Raw genomic sequence first — 19,675 nt, 5'->3', positions numbered from 1 at the left:
TGATCAACGTCGATGGTTAAACACGGTGTGGAATCGGTTTGTCATGCTGATAAAAGTTACAGAAAGTGAACTTTTAGGTTTGCTATTGATTACGTTGACAGTATGTGAGCTAGTGTAGCGACATCAGGGTTAAATAATGTGACCGGAATCGACAAGTTAACGATAGTGAACTCTGTGCGATGTTTTTGTTCTGGATTAGTGATTTTGCTCAACTTTTGTGGGTATGAAACGGTATTTGTATTGCAAATAGGGTCAACAAAGCGTTTCATAGTCAAAGATATTGGAATATCGCTCGGAAAAATGGCGGATTTTCATCTGGCTGTTACTCGTTAAAGTTAACAAAAGTGATCTAAAATGTGTGTCGACACCCCAGAAGCTCAGTCAACAAAATTTACCGATAAGGATAAGGAGATCCTCTCTACGTATTTTCGGTTAGCAGAAACCATCGCCGATTTTATTGGGCCGCATAGCGAGGTGGTCATTCACTCGTTTGAGAGCTTTGAGAAGTCGGTCGTGAAAATTGTGAATGGTCACCATACTGGCAGGAAGCTTGGATCACCGATCACCGATCTCGGCTTAAGAATGATCAGCGCTTTTGAAAAAACCGGTGAAGTGACGCCGAAAAGTTACTTTACGCAAGGTAAAGATGGCGCGTTGTTGAAGTCGACGACGTGTATCTTGGCGGGAGAGGAAGGCAAGCCGATTGGTATGTTCTGTATCAATATGAATCTGTCGTTTCCGTTTCCCGAAATCATCAAAACATTGATGCCCGATATCGGACATAGCAATATTGGTGTAAGTGAGAACTTCAGCGCTTGCGCAAATGATGTGATCAATCAGGCGCTTGACCATGCCATTACTGAAATTGAACATGACAGCGCGGTGAATTTAAAACGAAAAAATAAAGCGATCACCAAGCAGTTATTTGATAACGGTATCTTTGAGCTGAAAGAATCAACAGCCATCGTGTCGGAACGACTGGGGATCACCCGCCATGCGATTTATAAGTATTTGCGTGAATTTAAAGCGTAATACTTAACCCTACTGCGACATTGAAGAGGCCATTCGGCCTCTTTTTTTGTCGTGATAACAACATGACCTCTTCATGGTTGTTCTCTGTTTCTCCCTCTCTTGTCTACCGCTTTTTTGAGACACTTTTCACCTATATTTCGGCTGCAATTCATTACTTCTCGAAGGGTTTTGTCGTGCCGTCATGGCCCCTTATTGAATGAATTGAAAATAGTTAGAGTTCAAAGTATTTTTGTGTTCTGTGCGCTTTTTGTGCTAACTTTTGATACTAAAACAGTAGTTGCACAATAATTTCACACCATTAGAACGCAAACTATCTTGTTGGAAAATCATGGTTCGTCGTGATGTTGCCGGCTAGGCGCAACAGAGAATGTGATGCAGGGGGAAGATTGATCTCGCTGTCATATTTGTTTAGTGTTCGATGCGTTGTTTTGTGATTAAATTGTTAATGGTTCAAGGCCAAGGATGAGTTTGAATGGCAACCATATTAGAAGTACAGAACCTGTATAAAGTGTTTGGTAATAAGCCTGACGCGGCGTTTCCGTTAATCGAGAAGGGACTGGATAAGGACACGATTTTCGCTCAAACGGGATTAACCGTGGGGGTGCACGATGTTTCCTTGCAGATCAATGAAGGGGAAATCTTTGTCATCATGGGGTTATCGGGGTCGGGCAAGTCGACCTTGGTGCGCTTGCTCAATCGCTTGATTGAGCCGACACGCGGTAACGTGCTATTGCGTGATCGTGATATTGCCCATATCTCTGAAGATGAACTGCGTCAGGTGCGGCGGAATAACATTTCGATGGTCTTCCAGAATTTTGCCCTTATGCCGCACATGACCGTGATTGAAAATACCGCGTTCGGTTTGGAGCTTGCGGGTTTCAGCCTTGAGTTGCGCCAACAAAATGCCCGTGCGGCGCTGACAAGGGTCGGCTTGGGTAACCACTGCGAATCCTACCCGGATGAATTGTCCGGCGGCATGAAGCAGCGGGTCGGGTTAGCCCGTGCACTGGCGTGCGATCCGGATATCTTATTAATGGATGAAGCCTTTTCTGCGTTGGACCCATTAATTCGAACCGAGATGCAAGATGAGCTGATCCGTCTGCAAAATGATGATAAGCGCACGATTGTGTTTATCTCCCACGACTTGGACGAGGCCATGCGCATCGGCGATAAAATTGCCATTATGCAAGACGGCGTGGTGGTGCAAGTCGGAACCCCTGATGAAATCCTTCATCATCCGGCGAATGATTATGTTCGTTCCTTCTTCCGTGGCGTGAATGTCGCAACGGTCCTCTCTGCGAAAGATATCGCCCGTAAAAAACCGGCGGCGGTGGTGAAAAAATCCGAAGTGGATGGCCCCGCGGCCGCGCTGCAATTGTTGCTTGAGCATGACCGAGAGTTTGGCATTGTCGTCGATAAAGCCAATAAGTTCTCCGGCATTGTGTCTGTCGAGTCGCTCACTCGCGCCCACAATGATGATCGCCCACTGGCCAGCGCTGCATTGCCAGATCCGTTATCCGTCTCGCCTGATGCGCCGATCAATCAGGTGCTCGGACCGGTGGCGAGTGTGCCTTATGCGGTGCCAGTGGTTGATGACGAGCGGCACTATTATGGCGTCATCACTAAAGCACGATTACTTCAGACATTAGACAGGGAATAAACACATGGCTAAGGAAAGTACGCCTGCGAGTGATCCATGGAGCCAGACGGAACAACAGGCTGATCCATGGGCGACCACCTCATCAGACAGTGCCGAACAGGCATGGCTGACGGATGCCGATGCCGCGTCAACCGCGTTTGATTGGCAGCAACCCTTTAATGAAGCCCTCATCCCGTTTGATCAATGGGTAGAAACCAGTTTGGGCTGGATGGTTGAACACGGCCGCCCCGTGTTTCAGGCCATTCGCGTGCCGATCGATTTTATCTTAACCACCTTTGAATCCGCCTTGGTCTCGACACCAGCCCCGTTCATGTTGGTCCTCTTGTTCTTGTTAGCGTGGCAATTTGCAGGCTTCAAGTTGGGGATATCGACCCTTGGTGCGTTGCTCGTGATTGGTTTGATCGGTGCATGGACACAAGCCATGACAACCTTGTCATTGGTGATGACCTCGGTGTTCTTCTGCTTATTGCTCGGTTTGCCGCTGGGGATCTGGCTGGCGAGAAGTCAGACGGCGGCCAAAGTGGTGCGGCCTATCTTGGATGCGATGCAAACCACCCCAGCCTTTGTGTATTTGGTGCCGATTGTGATGCTGTTCGGGATCGGTAACGTACCCGGCGTTGTGGTCACGATTATCTTTGCGTTGCCACCGGTAGTCAGACTGACCATTTTGGGGATCCAGCAAGTGCCGGAGGAGTTGATAGAAGCGGGTCATGCCTTTGGGGCCAGCCCGAAACAAATGCTCTATCGCATTCAATTGCCGCTCGCCATGCCAACCATTATGGCCGGTGTGAATCAAACTCTGATGTTGTCACTGTCAATGGTGGTGATTGCCTCCATGATTGCCGTCGGGGGGCTGGGGCAAATGGTACTGCGCGGCATTGGCCGATTAGATATGGGACTGGCCGCCGTTGGGGGGCTGGGAATTGTGATTCTGGCGATTTTGCTCGACAGGATCACGCAGGCATTAGGTGCAAACTTGCGCAATGCCAAAAGTAAGTGGTACCACCAAGGGCCTGTTGGCCTGATGGTACGTCGTCAATCATCGTCTGTAAGCGTAAAAAAAATGGGAGAAAACGCATGATCACTTCATGGAAGAAGACACTGACTGCCAGTGTCTTGATCTCTGCGGCGTGTGCCGCGGGTAGTGCATGGGCCGAATCGTTACCTGGCCAAGGGGTGACGGTACAGCCGTTACAATCGACCGTTGCTGAAGAAACTTTTCAGACGCTCATCGTGAACAAAGCCCTTGAAGCGTTGGGCTATACCGTAAAACCAACCAAAGAAGTCGATTACAACGTTGGCTATACCTCGATTGCGGAAGGGGATGCGACATACCTGACCGTGGGTTGGTTCCCGCTACATGCGGACAAATACACCATGGCAGGCGGTGACGAAAAACTGTACCGCAAAGGCCATTACATTACGGGTGCGGCGCAAGGGTATTTGATTGATAAGAAAACGGCTGAAAAGCACGGTATCACCAATATCGGCCAGCTCACGGATCCGAAATTGGCCAAACTGTTTGATGCTGATGGTGATGGCAAAGCCGACCTGACCGGGTGTAACCCAGGCTGGGGCTGTGAGATGGTGATCGAAGAGCAGCTCAGTGCCTTTAAATTACGTGATACTGTCGCGCATAACCAAGGTAACTATGCGGCGATCATTGCTGATACCATTTCTCGTTATAAGAAAGGCGATCCTATCCTGTATTACACGTGGACGCCGTATTGGGTCAGTGGTGTGTTGATCCCGGGTAAAGATGTGGTATGGCTGGAAGTGCCGTTCTCAGCCTTGCCGGGTGAGCGTAAGAATGTCGATACCACACTACCAAACGGTAAGAACTACGGGTTTGAAATGAACTCGATGCGTATTATCGCCAATAAGACGTTTACGACTAATAACCCTGCAGCGGCGAAACTGTTTGAGATCATCGAACTCAACATCAACGATGTCAGCGCCCAAAACATGTTGATGAGCAAAGGCAAGAACTCATCGGCAGATATTGAAGCACACGCGAATTCGTGGATTAAAGCGAATCAGTCCACCTTCAATGGCTGGCTGAATACCGCGAAACAAGCGGCGCAGTAGCCGTCACCGAGGTCTATAGTCAAAAGCCGACGCCCTGTGCGTCGGCTTTTTGCTGTCTACGGTGTGACGCAGAGCGATCGGTATGCGCAAGCGAACGGAGGGAGAACGCGTTAGCCTTGTCCTCGGGTACGAGTGCGTTTGCTGGGGGCATTTTTTTCGATAAATTCGATAATCATACCTGCAATATCTTTACCGGTGGCGGCTTCAATGCCTTCTAATCCGGGGGAGGAGTTGACTTCCATCACCAACGGGCCGCGTTCAGAACGCAGTAAATCCACCCCTGCAACATTGAGCCCCATGATTTTTGCGGCCGCGACCGCCGTTCGGCGTTCTTGCGGCGTGATTTTTACCAGAGAGGCCGAGCCGCCACGGTGCAGGTTAGATCGAAACTCGCCTTTTGCCCCTTGTCGTTTCATGGCGGCAATCACTTTATCGCCAATCACCAAGCAGCGAATATCCGCGCCGCCGGCTTCTTTGATGAACTCTTGCACCATGATGTTAGCTTTTAGCCCCATAAAGGCTTCCACCACACTTTCGGCGGCTTTTTTGGTCTCCGCCAAGACCACGCCGATCCCTTGTGTGCCCTCGAGCAGTTTGATCACCACAGGGGCGCCCCCTACCATGTCGAGTAAATCTTTGATGTCATCGGGTTTACTGGCAAAGCCGGTGATCGGCATCCCGATCCCTTTGCGGGACAACAATTGCATGGAACGTAGCTTATCGCGCGAACGGGTGATCGCGACCGATTCATTGACCGGATACACCCCCATCATTTCAAACTGGCGCAGTACGGCGGTGCCGTAAAAGGTGACGGACGCACCGATACGCGGAATGATGGCGTTAAAATCGGAGAGCTCTTCCCCTTTAAAATGGATCTGCGGTTTCTCGGAGTTGATATTCATGTAGCAGCGTAGGGCATCAATCACTTTGACTTCATGGCCACGGCTTTCGCACGACTCAATAAGGCGCCGGGTGGAATAGAGATTTGCGTTACGTGACAAAATGCCAATTTTCATTTCTTGCTCTCCTCGCAAGCGATTAAAAAAGATTGCTCAGGGTCTACCATGATCCGGCCATGCATGGCCGTGCGGCCAAGCAACATGCGATAAGCCATATTGTCACGATTCGCTAAGGTGATTTCGATCGGCCAAGTTTGTCCGCCAAGGGTCAAGTCCGATTGGATCACATAGCGGGTTTGTTCTTGGCCCCCAGAGTTTTTTACTCCGCGTTGGTCAATCACTTTGGCCTCACAGATCTGTTCGATCGCTGTATTGTCTTGTTCGGGGTGAAGCCAAAATCTTACCCACAGTTCGTTACCTTGCTGAAATTCTTCAATTTTGAAGGCATGCAGGGATGATGTTCTGGCTCCTGTATCAACCTTAGCATTTATTTTGGTAATGCCTAGGCTCGGTAAGCTAAGTGTTTCTCGCCAGCCGACAATCATCATATTTGTCATCGTAATAACCCTTATTGGTCTGGACGTGAAAGGTTGGGGGTGTATGTACGCTGAGGCGCTTGAAAGGTTGTCAGTGAAAAATTATAGCTGAATCTGTCAAATTGCCGGCGAAAGGGGCGGTTTTCTCCCCATGAACAAGGTCTTAACCCTATAAAATAAAAGGTTATTAAGGCGTTTAACGAATGAGGAGGAGGTAGAAAAACAGGGGATCATGCGGGGGTTGCCGTGATCAGAAGAGGGAAGTAGATCATTGAAAGTAGGGCTAACTGCCTGCATTCACAGGCTTTTATCTCACTTGTCAGAAACAAGAACCTGACCGGTTGCTAGGTTGAGTACAAAGGCAGAATAAAAATAATGACTGCTCAGTGTCACCCTAAATAACCCACAGATAACCTAAGTTGGCTAGGTTTGGAGTGTTTGAATGAAAATCACCCGCTATATGTTGGCGGTCGCGGTATTGGCGACTGCCACCGCGTGCCGTGAAGATCCGTCTGATGCATCGGGGACGGCCGTTGGGGCATCCAATGAAAGTGAAGAGGTCGCGGCGACGCCGCCGGTCACTGACGACGCCACTGAGGGTACCGCCGTTGTGCCGCCAGACACGGAACAACCCGTCACCCCGTCGCCGCCCCCTCCCGTCGAACCGCCAGTCGAGCCCAAACCGGTGATGGACATTGATGGCTTACCGATGCCGGATTTATCGTTATCTCATGATTATGAAGCCTATTTGGCGGCGCAGCCGTTGCATTACACGCGGGTGACATCGCCGATGGGCAATGTAAGAGGGCAAGACAATACTCCGTTTGATAACCCCGTGACCAATGCCGGGGCGGCGCTTGGACGTGTCATTTTTTATGATGTGCGTCTGTCTGCTAATAATTCCACCTCGTGTGCGTCTTGCCATGCTCAAGCCCATGGCTTTACCGATCCCGACACATTCAGTGTCGGGTTTGAGGGAAAACTGACGGGCCGTCATTCCATGGGTTTGTCGAATGCCACTTATTACCGTAACGGCAAGTTCTTCTGGGATGAACGGGCGGGATCGCTTGAAGAGCAAGTGCTGATGCCGATTCAGGACTCGGTGGAAATGGGCATGAACCTGTTCGATCTGGAGGTCAAACTGGGTATGACAAGCTTTTATCCGTCCTTGTTCGATCAGGCGTTTGGGGATGAAGCCATTACCAGTGATCGCATTTCGTTCGCTTTGGCGCAGTTTATTCGTTCGATGGTGAGTTATCAGTCGAAATACGATCAAGCCTTTGTGGCGGGCTCGTGGAATGCCCCTGACTTTGCGGCGGTGTTTACCGAGCAAGAGCAATTAGGCCATAAGTTGTTTGCCGGTTTTCCTGACGGCGAACATACCTCATTGGGGTGTGTGGCGTGTCACCAAACCGCGTCCCATGCGATGGATCAAGCCCATGTAAATGGCTTAGTGACGAGTAGCGAAACCGATCAAGGCGCGAGTGGGGGCTTCTTTAAATCGCCGTCATTGCGCAATATCAGCGTAGGGGCGCCCTATATGCATGACGGGCGTTTAGCGACCTTGGAAGACGTGGTGGAGTTTTATAACAGCGGCATACAGCCTCATCCGAACTTGAGCCCAGATCTCACCACATCGGGTCGTGTGGGTGGACGTCCGATACAATTGGGATTGAGCGATGAAGAAAAAGCGGCGTTGGTGGCCTTCTTAGGGACGTTAACCGATGACGTGCTGCTGACCGATCCTATGTTCAGTGATCCGTACACATTGATGACGACAGAAAAGCCATAACAAGCACAAAGTAAATAACGAGGAAAAAAACGACAAAAAAAACCTGCGACAAGGGGATGCGCAGGCCGACGTTACATTAACAAATGACGAGATATGAACGTGTCCTGCTTACTAACGTTGCCGTAGCCTGAATCGATCACAGGGGGATGATAAAGGGCGAAAAGAAACACTGAAAAGAAAAAGCGAGTCACATCGGTGACTCGCTTTTTAATGATCCGCCCCGAGAGAAATATTGGGCGAAACCGGAAAAACGGTGGTGATTACCCGCCCCAGCCGCTGCGGCTGCTACTCCGGCTCGACGTGGTGGCGCGGTTGCTGCTCCAGCTCGATTTCGCCGATACACTTGATCCAAACCCCCCGCGCTTAATGGTGCGGTTAACGGCAGGCTTGGGTTTCATGTCATCGTACTTGATCCGGACTTTGGATTTTTTGTAACTGCTGCTGCCGTAATTACGCCCGTCTGAGCTCACCCAATCGCCATAGTAGCGGCTGGTGGGGTAAGTGGAACGGAACATCGGCTGCGAATAGTAGCGGTTGTCGCTATTGAGCATACGGGCAAACATAAACCCTGCCATGGCCGGCATGAACCAATCATTGCTGGGGGCTTGCATGCACGCGTTAATACCAAACTCCAGTTCACAATCTGCGCGTGTACTGTATTTTGGTGAGGTGCGTGCGGCTTCCTCTAAGGCGGATTGGTAGGCGGCACGACACTCTTGCGCGTAATCGGGATTATCGCCGATACAGTCATTCAGCCCCTGATAAATGGAGGCCTCTTCTGACGAGTCACTGCACCCAGACAGGGCAGCACTGGCAATCACGGCGGTGAATGGTGCCATCACGACGGGGCGCCAATTTTTCCGCATACTGCCCAGAACAACGTGCTTACTGCGTTTCATTGTGCTGCCTCCTAGTACGTCATGCAGGCCGCATTAAGCAAGCCAACAGAGACGGAAACGGCAGCCATCAAAATGCCGGCGGGCACTTCACCGGCCTCAATGCGCTCAACAATTTTTGGCATAAAGCCAAAACGCATAATGGCAAAGGCAAGCAGCTGTGCCACCAAGGCAACGATGCCCCACAGGGCAAAATCGACCAAGTTGACGGAGTTACTGGCGGCCCCAGAAATCGCAATGGCATAGCCCAGAATAGATCCGGATAGACCAATCGCGGCGGCCACGTTTTTGTCGTCTTTCACTAACTTCCATTCATCGTGCGGGGTAAAACGCACGTAGACGAATTTAAACAACAGCAAAAAAGCTAACGAGAGCGAAAAGTACAGCAGAAAGGCGCCAAGGCCAGCCAGCGAGTTTGTTAAGACTTCCATGTAGGTTCCATCTTTTTGGGGGTTAACGTAAAAAATCGTGACGAATCAAGATTAGCCAATGAGGGTGAAATCGGTCGGAGACAAATCAAACCCGGTGCTCAGTGCAAGACAGCGTTCGGCTTGGTTGTGGTAAATTTTTTCTTCCCCCGCCACCAGTAAGGATTCAAACTGTTCGTCTCCGCAGTCGCGGTCGTAGATCATCACAAACTGATCGGTTTGCGTGATCGTACCGTTTTCCAGCCAGGTTTTTTCGGTCATCGCAACAGGGCGATCGTTGTCCCAGACTTTATCAAACGCCTGATCATCGAGCGTCCATTGTGGTTGCACGATCTGCTTATCCAGCAGTTGTTGCCATTGGGCATCGCTGTCAATCGGGCGTGACTCATAGAAATAATACAGCTTCACTTCACTGATGTCCGCTTCTGACGGGCCATGCGTCAGGATCTGGATAAAGCCATCATCATCGGTGTAATAGCGAATAATGCGTGTTTGTTCATCAAGCTGAACTTCGCCAACGGCTTTGATCAGCTGTGTACGTGCGGCCCCTTCAATGGTCAGTAAGGGTTCAATGATTTTGAGTTTCAGGTCGTCCAACTCAAACGCGCCGCCCAAACGTAACCCCAAGCACTCAGGGCCGGTGTCTGCCGGTGGTGGGGGCGCGGTTTTCTTCTTAAACCAGTCAAACATAGTTACTCCAACGCAATCAGGGGGCTCAGTGTTGCTGCCAGTTGAAATGGTTTACGCGTTCATCTGCTATATAGAATAGCTTGCTACCTGGTGTGACGGCACGATCCAAACGCGGGTTAAGCTCAACGCCCTCGCCGTCACCGTTATCAATAGCAATCAGGATCGCTTCATAGTGTTGCTTGAATGCCAAAAACAAATTGCCCACGGTCGTCGGCTGCGCATCTTCGGGATAGTTGACCGCATACTGGGTCATGCCGTGGTGGGTGCTGAGCAGTTCGTGGTGAAGCTCGCTGGAACCTGGGTCGACGGCCGCTTTGGCCAGCATTTCCACCGCAACAGAAGGAATGCATTCCGCATTCGGGCAATGGGTTTTCAGCAATTTACCCAGCTTCTCATCGTTGAAATAGGCCAGCAGGTGTGCGGTTTTATTCCGGCTGGTACAGTACAACGCGGCAGTGAGGGTGATGTCGTCTTCGGGGTTGTCGATCAAAATACAACTGGCGTGTTCAAGCCCTGCCCGTGTCATGCCGTCTTCATCGGAAAAACACGGTACATGAACAAATTCAATTTCACCCGGTAGGGGATTGTCGATTTCTTGACGGGCACACAGCACGATAGGGCGACGCCCGCGTTCTTCATGCTGCAGCATTTTGATCAGGTGTAAGGTGCGCTGCGCATTCCAGCCCAGCACTAAAATATGATTGTTCACGATAAGGCTCCGTTTACCCTGCAGGCCTCGCTTCCAATAAGTGACTAACAGGCTGGCTATTCGGCCCACGGCAATGGCAAATAAACTTAGCCCGCCGGGGATCACAAATAGCATCACGATCCACTTTCCTAACGGGGTGGAAGGCGACATATCACCGTAACCCACGGTGGAGGCGGTGACGACAAGGTAATAGATGAAGTCTGTAACAGAGTGGATTAAAGCCTGCTCACCGGCAAGGGCGAGCAGGGCATAGCTAAGCCCGCAGTAACCGAGAATGATCAGTAGGAGGTTGCGACCACTCAATGCGTGGAATTGACACGCCGCCCAGCGGCGAACTAAAAACCAGAGTGACATTGATAGCTCCTTGTCAGTATTCGGTTACAGCGTTAAGCATTACTGACCGAGGATACGCTTCAGCTCATCTTCGGCTGACGCGCTTTTCCCTGCGGTAATACCGGCTTCGGCCAGTTTTTTATCCAGCGCGCTGCCTGATTGTTCTTCGTCCATTTCAGCTGCCGCTTCAAGCTGGGCCGCTTTTTCCGCCTGACGCTGCTTGATGCGGTCGAGCGATTCTACTGCGGTGTGCATTTTGGCATTGGCACCGACATTGGTGGCCGACACGGCACTTTGGGCTTTTTGTACCGCTTCATTGGCTTTCACCACATCCACTTGTTGCTCCAGCTGACGGAGTTTGTCTTTGGCTTGGCTGATGTTGGTGCGCATACGCTGCTCAGATGTGATGAACTGATCCAAGTAAGCTTGTTCAGCTTGCTGCTCGTTGCGCAGCGTTGCCACTTTTTGAGCACATTCCAGCGCTAATTCTTGCTGGCCTTTTTCCATCGCGTTACGCGCATGGCTTTCGTATTCGGTGATGCCGTGGTTGAACCCGTCGACTTTTTGTTGTGACAGTTTACGCTTGGCCACAATGCTGACAAGGGCTTCATCAGAACGGCGCAGTTCGAGTTTGGCGTCGCGGATCTCTTGATCCAGGATGCGCAGCGCTTGGTTATCGGCCACGGCTTCTGCGGTTTCATTTACGCCGCCTTTAATGGCGGTAAACAGCTTTTTCCATACGCTCATTACGCGACCTCCTTGAGATGGTCCTGATACAGTTCGATGAAGGCTTCAACATTGCGGAACAATGTCGCGACTTCGATGACGATGCTTTCTGCTTTTGATTGTGATGACAGAGAGCCAAAGGCTACGTAGTAGCTGGTGCCATCAATTTGGTTGATCCCAATGGTTGAAAGTGGGAACAGCTTATGGGTGCGGAGAATGTCATCGTTCAACGCGTTCACATCTTTTACGCTGTCTTGAGGGAAGAGGAGAACTTCTACCACAATTTGCTCGCCGGCAACGGCCAGAAACGCTTCAATATTGTCTTCGTTTTTTAGCACCAAGGTTTGCTCATTAGCGTCAACCTGCCAGCCGTCATGATCACTTAATAGAGGGATTAGCTCTGAGACTTGCCACGTCATAATTACTACCTTATTGGTTAGATGTGAGTGGAATTGAATAAAAAACAGTCTTCTATTATCAAATGAATTGCAGTTATTTTCATCGAACACGCGATTTTTTAGTCGATTTTATGGCGGTTTTGTGAGGTATATACAGAGTTACGATGAAAAGGGGGAAGGCGAGGAAATAAAATGGGCACAAAATGAAGCAGAAAGGGCCTTACTGAATCATCAGTAAAGCCCTCAAGTGCTGTGATTGGCGAGAGCGTAATGCTATCCCCGCCAAGGCTGTTTAAGCATTAGTCCAGCAAAGTGTGTGCGGTTTCTACCACGTTGCCGACAGTAAAGCCGAACATCTCGAACAGTTGATCCGCAGGCGCAGACTCACCGAAGGTGGTCATGCCGATGATGCGACCGTCAAAGCCCACATACTTGTACCAGAAGTCAGCAATACCCGCTTCGATAGCAATACGTGCGGTTACATCTGATGGCAATACCGCTTCACGGTAATCCGCATCTTGTTTGTCGAACGCATCGGTTGCTGGCATAGACACCACGCGTACCGCTTTACCTTCAGCGGTTAGTTGCTCTGCCGCTTTCACGGCAAGTTCAACTTCAGAACCGGTTGCGATCAAGATCAGTTCAGGCTTGCCTGCGCAATCTTTCAGGATGTAGCCGCCTTTGGCGATGTTCGCCACTTGCTCAGCATCACGCGGTTGCTGTGCCAGGTTTTGACGCGAGAAGATCAACGCAGATGGGCCATCTTTACGCTCAATCGCCAGTTTCCACGCGACTGCTGATTCCACCTGATCACATGGACGCCATGTGCTCATGTTTGGAGTTAGACGCAGCGATGCGATTTGCTCTACTGGCTGGTGCGTTGGGCCGTCTTCGCCCAGACCGATAGAGTCGTGGGTGTACACTTGGATGTTCTGAATTTTCATCAGTGCAGCCATGCGCATCGCATTACGTGCGTATTCCATGAACATCAGGAAGGTCGCGCCATAAGGGACAAAACCACCGTGCAGGGCGATACCGTTCATGATCGCCGTCATGCCGAACTCACGCACACCGTAGTGGATGTAGTTGCCTGAGAAATCATCTGCTGTCAGTGATTTTGAGCCCGACCACATGGTCAGGTTAGACGGTGCAAGGTCTGCCGAGCCGCCCAAGAATTCAGGTAGCATCGCACCGAACGCTTCCAGTGCGTTTTGTGACGCTTTACGAGACGCAATGTTCGCTGGGTTCGCTTGCAGATCCGCAATAATAGCAGATGCTTTTTCTTCCCACTCAGCAGGCAGTTCACCGTTTACACGACGCTTATATTCTGCTGCCAGTTCTGGGTAAGCCGCTGCATAGGCAGCAAATTTATCGTTCCACGCTGCTTCTTTGCAGGTACCTGCCGTTTTCGCATCCCACTGCGCGTAAATGTCCGCAGGGATCTCAAACGGTGCATGGTGCCAGCCTAAGAACTCACGGGCTGCGGCAATTTCTTCCGCGCCCAGTGGTGCGCCGTGACAGTCGTGAGAACCGGCTTTGTTTGGTGAGCCGAAACCGATGATCGTTTTGGTACAAATCAGCGTGGGACGAGGATCCGCTTTTGCTGCTTCAATCGCCGCGTTGATCGCGTCAGCATCGTGGCCATCAACCGCTGGGATCACGTGCCAGCCGTACGCTTCAAAACGCTTAGGCGTATCGTCAGAGAACCAACCTTCTACGTGACCGTCGATAGAAATACCGTTGTCATCCCAAAATGCGATCAGTTTGCCCAGGCCCAGTGTGCCCGCCAATGAACAGGCTTCGTGCGAGATCCCTTCCATCAAGCAGCCGTCACCCATGAACACGTAGGTGTTGTGGTCAACGATGTCGTGACCGTCACGGTTGAACTGTGCAGCCAAGGCTTTTTCTGCCATTGCCATGCCCACGGCATTGGTGATGCCTTGGCCAAGCGGGCCTGTGGTAGTTTCAATACCCGGTGCGTAACCGTACTCTGGGTGACCCGGGGTTTTTGAATGCAGCTGACGGAAGTTTTTCAGATCATCAATAGAAAGGTCGTAACCTGTCAGGTGAAGCAATGAGTAAATCAGCATTGAACCGTGGCCGTTTGACAGAACAAAACGGTCGCGGTCAGCCCACTGTGGATTTTGTGGGTTGTGGTTCATGTGGCCACGCCAAACAACTTCGGCGATATCCGCCATGCCCATTGGGGCGCCTGGGTGACCAGAGTTCGCTTTTTGTACACCGTCCATGCTAAGCGCACGAATCGCATTGGCAAGATCTTTACGAGAAAGGGTGGTCTGTTCCATATCGGTTTCCACTGTAGCCATGATTTGCTTCAAATCGTGTTAAATAAGAAGAAAGCGGCTTCGGGCCGCTTTCTGAATAAGGAGATACAGTTATAGACGCTCTGCGATCATGGTCTCAAGTTTGCCCTGATCGATGGCGAAGTTACGGATGCCTTCCGCCAGTTTTTCAACGGCCATCGCATCTTGGTTGTGTTCCCATAGGAATTCAGCGTGAGCCATTGCCGCTGGGCGAGGTTGGATGTCGCTGACTGGCGCCAGTTTTTGCACCACTTCACCTTGTGCATCTTCCAGCTCTTGCAGCAGTTGTGGGCTGATCGTCAGGCGGTCACAGCCAGCAAGTTCTAAAATTTCACCGGTGTTACGGAAGCTTGCGCCCATTACCACGGTGTTGTAACCGTGGTTTTTGTAGTAGTTGTAAATTGCCGTTACCGATTCAACGCCTGGATCTTCTGCTGGCTCGAAATCACGGCCTTCATGGGCTTTATACCAGTCCATGATGCGCCCCACGAACGGTGAAATCAGGAAGACACCGGCTTCCGCACACGCACGCGCTTGAGCGAACGAGAATAGCAGCGTCAGGTTACAGTTGATGCCTTCTTTTTCTAGCACTTCTGCCGCACGAATACCTTCCCACGTAGAGGCCAGTTTGATCAGGATACGGTCATTGGTAATGCCTGCGTCGTTGTACATTTTGATCAACTGACGGGCTTTGGCAATGCTGCCTTCTGTGTCGTAAGAAAGGCGCGCATCCACTTCTGTCGAAATACGGCCCGGCACGACATTGAGGATCTCTTTACCAATGTTGACCGCCAGCATGTCACACGTATCAGCAATTTGTTGTTCTTTATTCGTGCTTTGTGCTTTTGCATAAGCGATCGCTTGATCGATCAAGGGTGCGTATTCAGCAATTTGAGCAGCTTTCAAGATGAGAGACGGGTTAGTTGTCGCATCTTCAGGTTGGTACTTGCTGATAGCTTCGATATCGCCAGTGTCAGCAACAACGGTGGTGAGTGCGCGCAGTTGTTCTAATTTAGTGCTCATATCTATCGACCTTATACATGTGGGCTGTGTTTCAATGCTAGTTGAAATTCCGGCTAGCAAAACCATTGTTACGCATTCTTAACGCTTACGCTGCAAACCAAAAACATTCGCGCTGAGCGGATGGTTTGCTTAAGAACATTTGATGAATTGATAATTAGCATTTTCAAAAAAAATGTCAATCACAAACACCGCTAAGTCGTGGTGTTGTCGCACTATTTATGACGACCGTCTCGCAGTTAGGGGATCCAAAGCTTTTTTATGTGTATTTTACCGAGTGAATATTGGGCGAAATGCGTGAGCATATGATCATTAGTATGATCATATGTTTATTCTTGGGTGTGTGAACACGTGAAAATAAAGAAGGGGTCGCCGATAAGATGGTGGAAAAACAAACGATGTTGAGCAAATGGCCGCTGACATTCAGTGGCCATAGTGTGTGAAAGGGGGCGAACGGTGTGACGCGTGTGGCTAAAACGTCTTTTTCACCCAGTCTTTGATCAGTTGGTTTTCATAGGCGTAAGGGCGATCTCGCGCCAACCCAATGACTTTGCCTTGATAGCCGAGACTGCTGATGTTGGCATCCCCTTGGGCGATCACCGTGTCACCTTCTTTCACAATGTAGCTGAACGTCATACGCGGTGGGGTATTGTCGTTGAGTACACGTACGTCCCGAGGCTCCCTCACGTCACCGGCCAAATCCAGATCCGTGACGGTGACCCACAAGGTTTGTCCATTCGTCAGATAGGGCTTCATATTGTGGCTAAACGATTCGGTTAAATGCTTAAAGGTGCGGGCTTCAAAGCGGGATTGACTGCCGGTCGCGGCGCGTACGTCACGGTAGTCTTGCGGGTTTTCCCACGTGACGTGTACCGGCGGTAGGTCAATCGTTGGGCTGGCACTGCTGTCGCTTTTGGCCATGACCGGCCCTGCCAGTCCGATAACGAGTGGCAGTAAAGATAAAGTAACGCGCATGGTGGCCTCCTTTAGGATCGCACGAATCGAGTTTTTGCCGTTATGGATTCAGTTTATGCGCAATTTCCTCAACCAGCGCGTTCAAAGCCACATTGAGCGCCTCCACCTCTGCATCCGATGGTAGCTGCTGTTGTTTCACCTGCTTTTCGACAACTTGTGCGGCCGCTGCGAGGGCATGCGCAGAAATGCTGCCTGCTGCCCCTTTTAAGGAATGGCTGATCAAAATCGCCTGATCAAAGTCCGGCACGGCCAGTGCCTGTGCGAAACGTTGGCCATCTTGGCTGTGTTCGTGGCAGAACATGTGCAGAAACTCGGTCACGATGTCATGATCGTTATCCATTAAATCGAGCAAGGCATCAATATTGAGTGTTTCAAAATGCGCAGGCAGCATTGTGTTTGGGGTGCCAGATCCAGATGTCGCGTTAGTGTTCGCTATTGCGTCAGCTGCAGACGCTTGCTCAGAACCCGTATCAGAGCGAGAGGTCGAGTCAGGCTCTATGCCATCGGAGTCAGACGCGCTTATCGCCATGGGAGCCGCAGCCGTGGCTTGGCATGATGCCAGCGTGATTGGGCGAGAGGGGGCTTCAGATGCCGTGACAGGCGCTGGTACCGGCGCTGTCACCAGCGTTGTTGCTTCGGTCATTGCACGGGAAACGGGGCGTCTGGCGTTACGCGTTGAGGTGGAGGCATGCGACATGGCGGTGATTTTGTGTTTGAAGCGTTGCAGCGCATCCACCAATTTACGTTCATCCAGCGGTTTGGTGATCACACACTGGGCCCCCGCATCGAGCATTTTGCGTTGGGTTTCGGCAAACACATCGGCGGTACAGGCAAAAATCGGGGTATTGCAGGTGGGGGCGGGCAGTTTACGGATCCGGCCGATGGTTTCAATGCCGTCCATGACGGGCATGTGATTATCCATCAAGATCAAATCGAAATCTTGCTGCGCCATTATCTCCAGCGCTTCAGCGCCGTTGTTGGCCACCGTGGTGACAAACTGACGCTGTTTGAGGAAGCTGTCGATGATCAACACATTGAGTGGGTTGTCTTCCACGATCAAGACATTCAGGTGAGCAAAATCGCGGCTGTCAAAATCAATATCTTCATAATCGTCGGCAATATAGTGTCCCGGTGTGAGCGGTAACACCACCGTGAAGGTGGAGCCGATGGTTTCCAAACTGGTGACGGAGATGTCCCCTTTCATCAAATCAATTAACTGTTTGACGATGCTCAGCCCTAAGCCGGTTCCACCAAATCGGCGGCTTGTAGAGACTTCCGCTTGCGCAAACGGGTCAAAAATTTGGGTAATGCGGTTTTTCGGAATGCCGATCCCGCTGTCTTTCACAATGATGGTTAGGCGTGGCGAGGTTCCTGCTGTGTCATCCAAGCTGAGCGTGATATCTACACGGCCTTTTTCGGTAAATTTGATCGCATTGCTGAGCAAATTAAACAGCACTTGGCGAATGCGCGCCTTATCGGCAAAGAACCAGCGACGTTGGTCAAAATCACAGTGAATTTGAAAACCAATGCCTTTTTCTTGTGCCAAGGAATGGTACGTACTTTCAATGGTGCCGAGTAAATCGGTGAAGCAAAAATGGGTCGGGTCGAGGACCAGTTGCCCTTGCTCAATTTTAGAAAAATCGAGAATGTCATTGAGCAGTGACATCATGTGTTTACCCGAATCAAGCAGGGTACGCAGGTGCTGATCTTGTTCACGGGTGAGGTCGGTTTTCAGCAGCAATTGCGCCAGCCCTAGCATGCCATTCATCGGGGTGCGGATTTCATGAGAGAGGTTGGCCAAAAACGTCGATTTTGCGCGATCGGCAGACTTGGCTTTGTGCAGCGCGAGATTCAACTGTTGGGTATCGTCTGAAATTTTGTCTGCCCCTTGGTTGAGCGCATCGTGCAGCATTTGAAATTCTTGCGGGCCTCGGAAACTTTTGTTGCGGGCATAATTACCCAGTTTGAATTGAGCAGCAAAGCGCGACAGGTTGGCCAGCGGTTCAGTGATATGGCGGGTTAGGATCAGTGACAAAATGATCACGATACCGGCCGTGAAAAAGAGGGCGGTCAGGAACCATTGCTGCAAATAATCCAACGTGGCGGTGACGGCATTTTTTTGTGTGACAGACACCAGTGTCCATTGGGGAAAGCCGACTTGCTCAAAGGTCAGTGGCGCAAGGGTCGCGACCATCTCGGCGCCATGGCGGTTGGTGTAGCTCAGCAGCGGCGAACGGTTGGGCGTGGTATCCGTTGCGGGCACCAGATCGCCTTCTGGGGTGAAGACGAAGGTTTCTTTTTCGGGCTTTTGAGTGACCAGATCGGGGTTTTGCGTATAGAAACGGGAAAAATCGGTAAAGGCATTGAGCTGCTGGCCTTGATGGCGGCCTGATAACACCACTTCCCCTTGCGGGTTGATCAGCATGACGTAATCGGTATCGCTGATCCGCTTCCCTAAAAAGGTCAGCTGGCTGTTGAGTTCATCCAATTGGTATTTGATGAGCAAGAACCGTTCGCGGGTATCCTCGGCTTGATGGACGTGAGCGACGGGGCTGATGATATACACAAAAGCTTTGTTATTCGCAAACTGAGGCGGGGTGAATAACAAGTCACGTTTGCCGCTGATGAGCGAGGGGAGATCATCCAGCAAGGGGGTCAGGCTATCTTGTGCCAAATAATAGTTAAAGCTGCGCAAATTAAAGGGGACAGAGCTGGCGATGGGTTGCAGCGCCCCCTGTTGGTATTCGATCACGTCAATACGGCTAAAGCCGGGATCGGTTCTGACCAATTCGCGCAGGTAATCCGGCATGAAATTGCCTTGGCTTAACGCCTGTGCGTGGGCCAGTTGAAACACGGGTGAATTGGCGAGCTTATGAATACTTAAAATACGTTGTTCGAGCACGCCATCTAAGCTGTGTGCGGCCAGTTCCGTGCGGTGTCGCAAGCCTTCGGCGATTTGTTCGGTGGCGACGGTGGCTAATTTATCACTGCTAATGCTGTTATAGAGCGCGGCGGGCACAATACCGATAAGTAACATACTGCCGAGTAAAATGGGTTTGATTTTATTGGGGATTATCCTCACTACGAAGGTACCTCGCCATCCGATTGCAAAATGGACGCTGCCTTATCTGGCGCAACGCTGCCCAAGTGACAGTGACTAAAAATCCGT

17 protein-coding genes are annotated in these 19,675 nt (G+C 50.8%); 5 read left to right on the top strand and 12 right to left on the bottom strand.

Annotated features, from left to right (window positions below; all coding sequences use genetic code 11):
* Positions 1–354 precede the first annotated feature (354 nt).
* The 4 genes from ACSF8W_RS21060 (at position 355) to proX (ending at position 4,780) form a co-directional block, all read left to right on the top strand.
* Positions 355–1,032, top strand: coding sequence for a helix-turn-helix transcriptional regulator (locus ACSF8W_RS21060; protein ID WP_500849071.1), 678 nt, complete (start codon positions 355–357; stop codon positions 1,030–1,032).
* Between the two features lie 472 nt (positions 1,033–1,504).
* Positions 1,505–2,692 carry a glycine betaine/L-proline ABC transporter ATP-binding protein ProV gene (gene proV, locus ACSF8W_RS21055; RefSeq protein ID WP_500849070.1) on the top strand — a complete coding sequence of 396 codons (1,188 nt, stop codon included), beginning with the start codon at positions 1,505–1,507 and terminating at the stop codon, positions 2,690–2,692.
* 4 nt (positions 2,693–2,696) lie between these two features.
* Positions 2,697–3,773, top strand: a complete 1,077-nt coding sequence (gene proW / locus ACSF8W_RS21050; RefSeq protein WP_500849069.1) for a glycine betaine/L-proline ABC transporter permease ProW — start codon at positions 2,697–2,699, stop codon at positions 3,771–3,773.
* Positions 3,770–4,780, top strand: coding sequence for a glycine betaine/L-proline ABC transporter substrate-binding protein ProX (gene proX, locus ACSF8W_RS21045; protein WP_500849068.1), 1,011 nt, complete (start codon positions 3,770–3,772; stop codon positions 4,778–4,780). The genes proW and proX overlap by 4 nt, the downstream gene beginning before the upstream one ends.
* Before the next feature lie 110 nt (positions 4,781–4,890).
* Here proX and rimK read toward each other — a convergent pair whose 3' ends face one another.
* Both rimK and ACSF8W_RS21035 read right to left on the bottom strand, forming a co-directional pair.
* Complete coding sequence (rimK, locus tag ACSF8W_RS21040) at positions 4,891–5,796, bottom strand: 30S ribosomal protein S6--L-glutamate ligase (protein ID WP_500849067.1); 906 nt, start codon at positions 5,794–5,796, stop codon at positions 4,891–4,893.
* The gene (locus ACSF8W_RS21035; RefSeq protein ID WP_500849066.1) at positions 5,793–6,236 is read right to left on the bottom strand and encodes an ATP-dependent zinc protease family protein; all 444 of its coding nucleotides are present in this window, start codon (positions 6,234–6,236) and stop codon (positions 5,793–5,795) included. Before ACSF8W_RS21035 ends, rimK begins: the two co-directional genes overlap by 4 nt.
* 421 nt (positions 6,237–6,657) lie before the next feature.
* On the opposite strand from ACSF8W_RS21035, the gene ACSF8W_RS21030 reads away from it, so the two are divergent.
* Complete coding sequence (locus ACSF8W_RS21030; RefSeq protein ID WP_500849065.1) at positions 6,658–8,007, top strand: cytochrome-c peroxidase; 1,350 nt, start codon at positions 6,658–6,660, stop codon at positions 8,005–8,007.
* Positions 8,008–8,267: 260 nt separating this feature from the next.
* On the opposite strand, the gene ACSF8W_RS21025 is transcribed toward ACSF8W_RS21030, so the two are convergent.
* The 10 genes from ACSF8W_RS21025 to ACSF8W_RS20980 form a co-directional block, all read right to left on the bottom strand.
* Positions 8,268–8,906, bottom strand: coding sequence for a DUF1190 family protein (locus tag ACSF8W_RS21025; protein ID WP_500849064.1), 639 nt, complete (start codon positions 8,904–8,906; stop codon positions 8,268–8,270).
* An 11-nt stretch (positions 8,907–8,917) separates the two neighbouring features.
* Positions 8,918–9,334 carry a DUF350 domain-containing protein gene (locus ACSF8W_RS21020; protein WP_500849063.1) on the bottom strand — a complete coding sequence of 139 codons (417 nt, stop codon included), beginning with the start codon at positions 9,332–9,334 and terminating at the stop codon, positions 8,918–8,920.
* Positions 9,335–9,385: 51 nt separating this feature from the next.
* Entirely contained in the window at positions 9,386–10,021 is a 636-nt protein-coding gene (locus tag ACSF8W_RS21015; protein WP_500849062.1) for a YjfK family protein, read from the bottom strand.
* Between the two features lie 25 nt (positions 10,022–10,046).
* The gene (locus ACSF8W_RS21010) at positions 10,047–11,084 is read right to left on the bottom strand and encodes a potassium channel family protein (RefSeq protein WP_500849061.1); all 1,038 of its coding nucleotides are present in this window, start codon (positions 11,082–11,084) and stop codon (positions 10,047–10,049) included.
* A gap of 39 nt (positions 11,085–11,123) precedes the next feature.
* Positions 11,124–11,810 (bottom strand): PspA/IM30 family protein, encoded by a 687-nt coding sequence (locus ACSF8W_RS21005; RefSeq protein WP_500849060.1) that lies wholly within the window; start codon positions 11,808–11,810, stop codon positions 11,124–11,126.
* The gene (locus ACSF8W_RS21000; RefSeq protein WP_500849059.1) at positions 11,810–12,208 is read right to left on the bottom strand and encodes a DUF2170 family protein; all 399 of its coding nucleotides are present in this window, start codon (positions 12,206–12,208) and stop codon (positions 11,810–11,812) included. The genes ACSF8W_RS21005 and ACSF8W_RS21000 overlap by 1 nt, the downstream gene beginning before the upstream one ends.
* Positions 12,209–12,486: 278 nt before the next feature.
* Positions 12,487–14,493: a transketolase gene (gene tkt, locus ACSF8W_RS20995; RefSeq protein WP_500849143.1), complete on the bottom strand. Its 2,007-nt coding sequence runs from the start codon at positions 14,491–14,493 to the stop codon at positions 12,487–12,489.
* Positions 14,494–14,583: 90 nt separating this feature from the next.
* On the bottom strand, positions 14,584–15,534 hold the full coding sequence (tal, locus tag ACSF8W_RS20990) for a transaldolase (RefSeq protein WP_500849058.1): 951 nt from the start codon (positions 15,532–15,534) through the stop codon (positions 14,584–14,586).
* Positions 15,535–16,002: 468 nt separating this feature from the next.
* Positions 16,003–16,506, bottom strand: a complete 504-nt coding sequence (locus ACSF8W_RS20985; protein WP_500849057.1) for a DUF3016 domain-containing protein — start codon at positions 16,504–16,506, stop codon at positions 16,003–16,005.
* 40 nt (positions 16,507–16,546) lie between these two features.
* Positions 16,547–19,588 carry a hybrid sensor histidine kinase/response regulator gene (locus tag ACSF8W_RS20980; protein WP_500849056.1) on the bottom strand — a complete coding sequence of 1,014 codons (3,042 nt, stop codon included), beginning with the start codon at positions 19,586–19,588 and terminating at the stop codon, positions 16,547–16,549.
* Between the last annotated feature and the right edge of the window lie 87 nt (positions 19,589–19,675).

This window comes from Photobacterium sp. 270122K (assembly GCF_059941365.1).
Note: the sequence above shows the minus strand (reverse complement) of the source record. Positions and strands in the feature narration are given on the sequence as shown.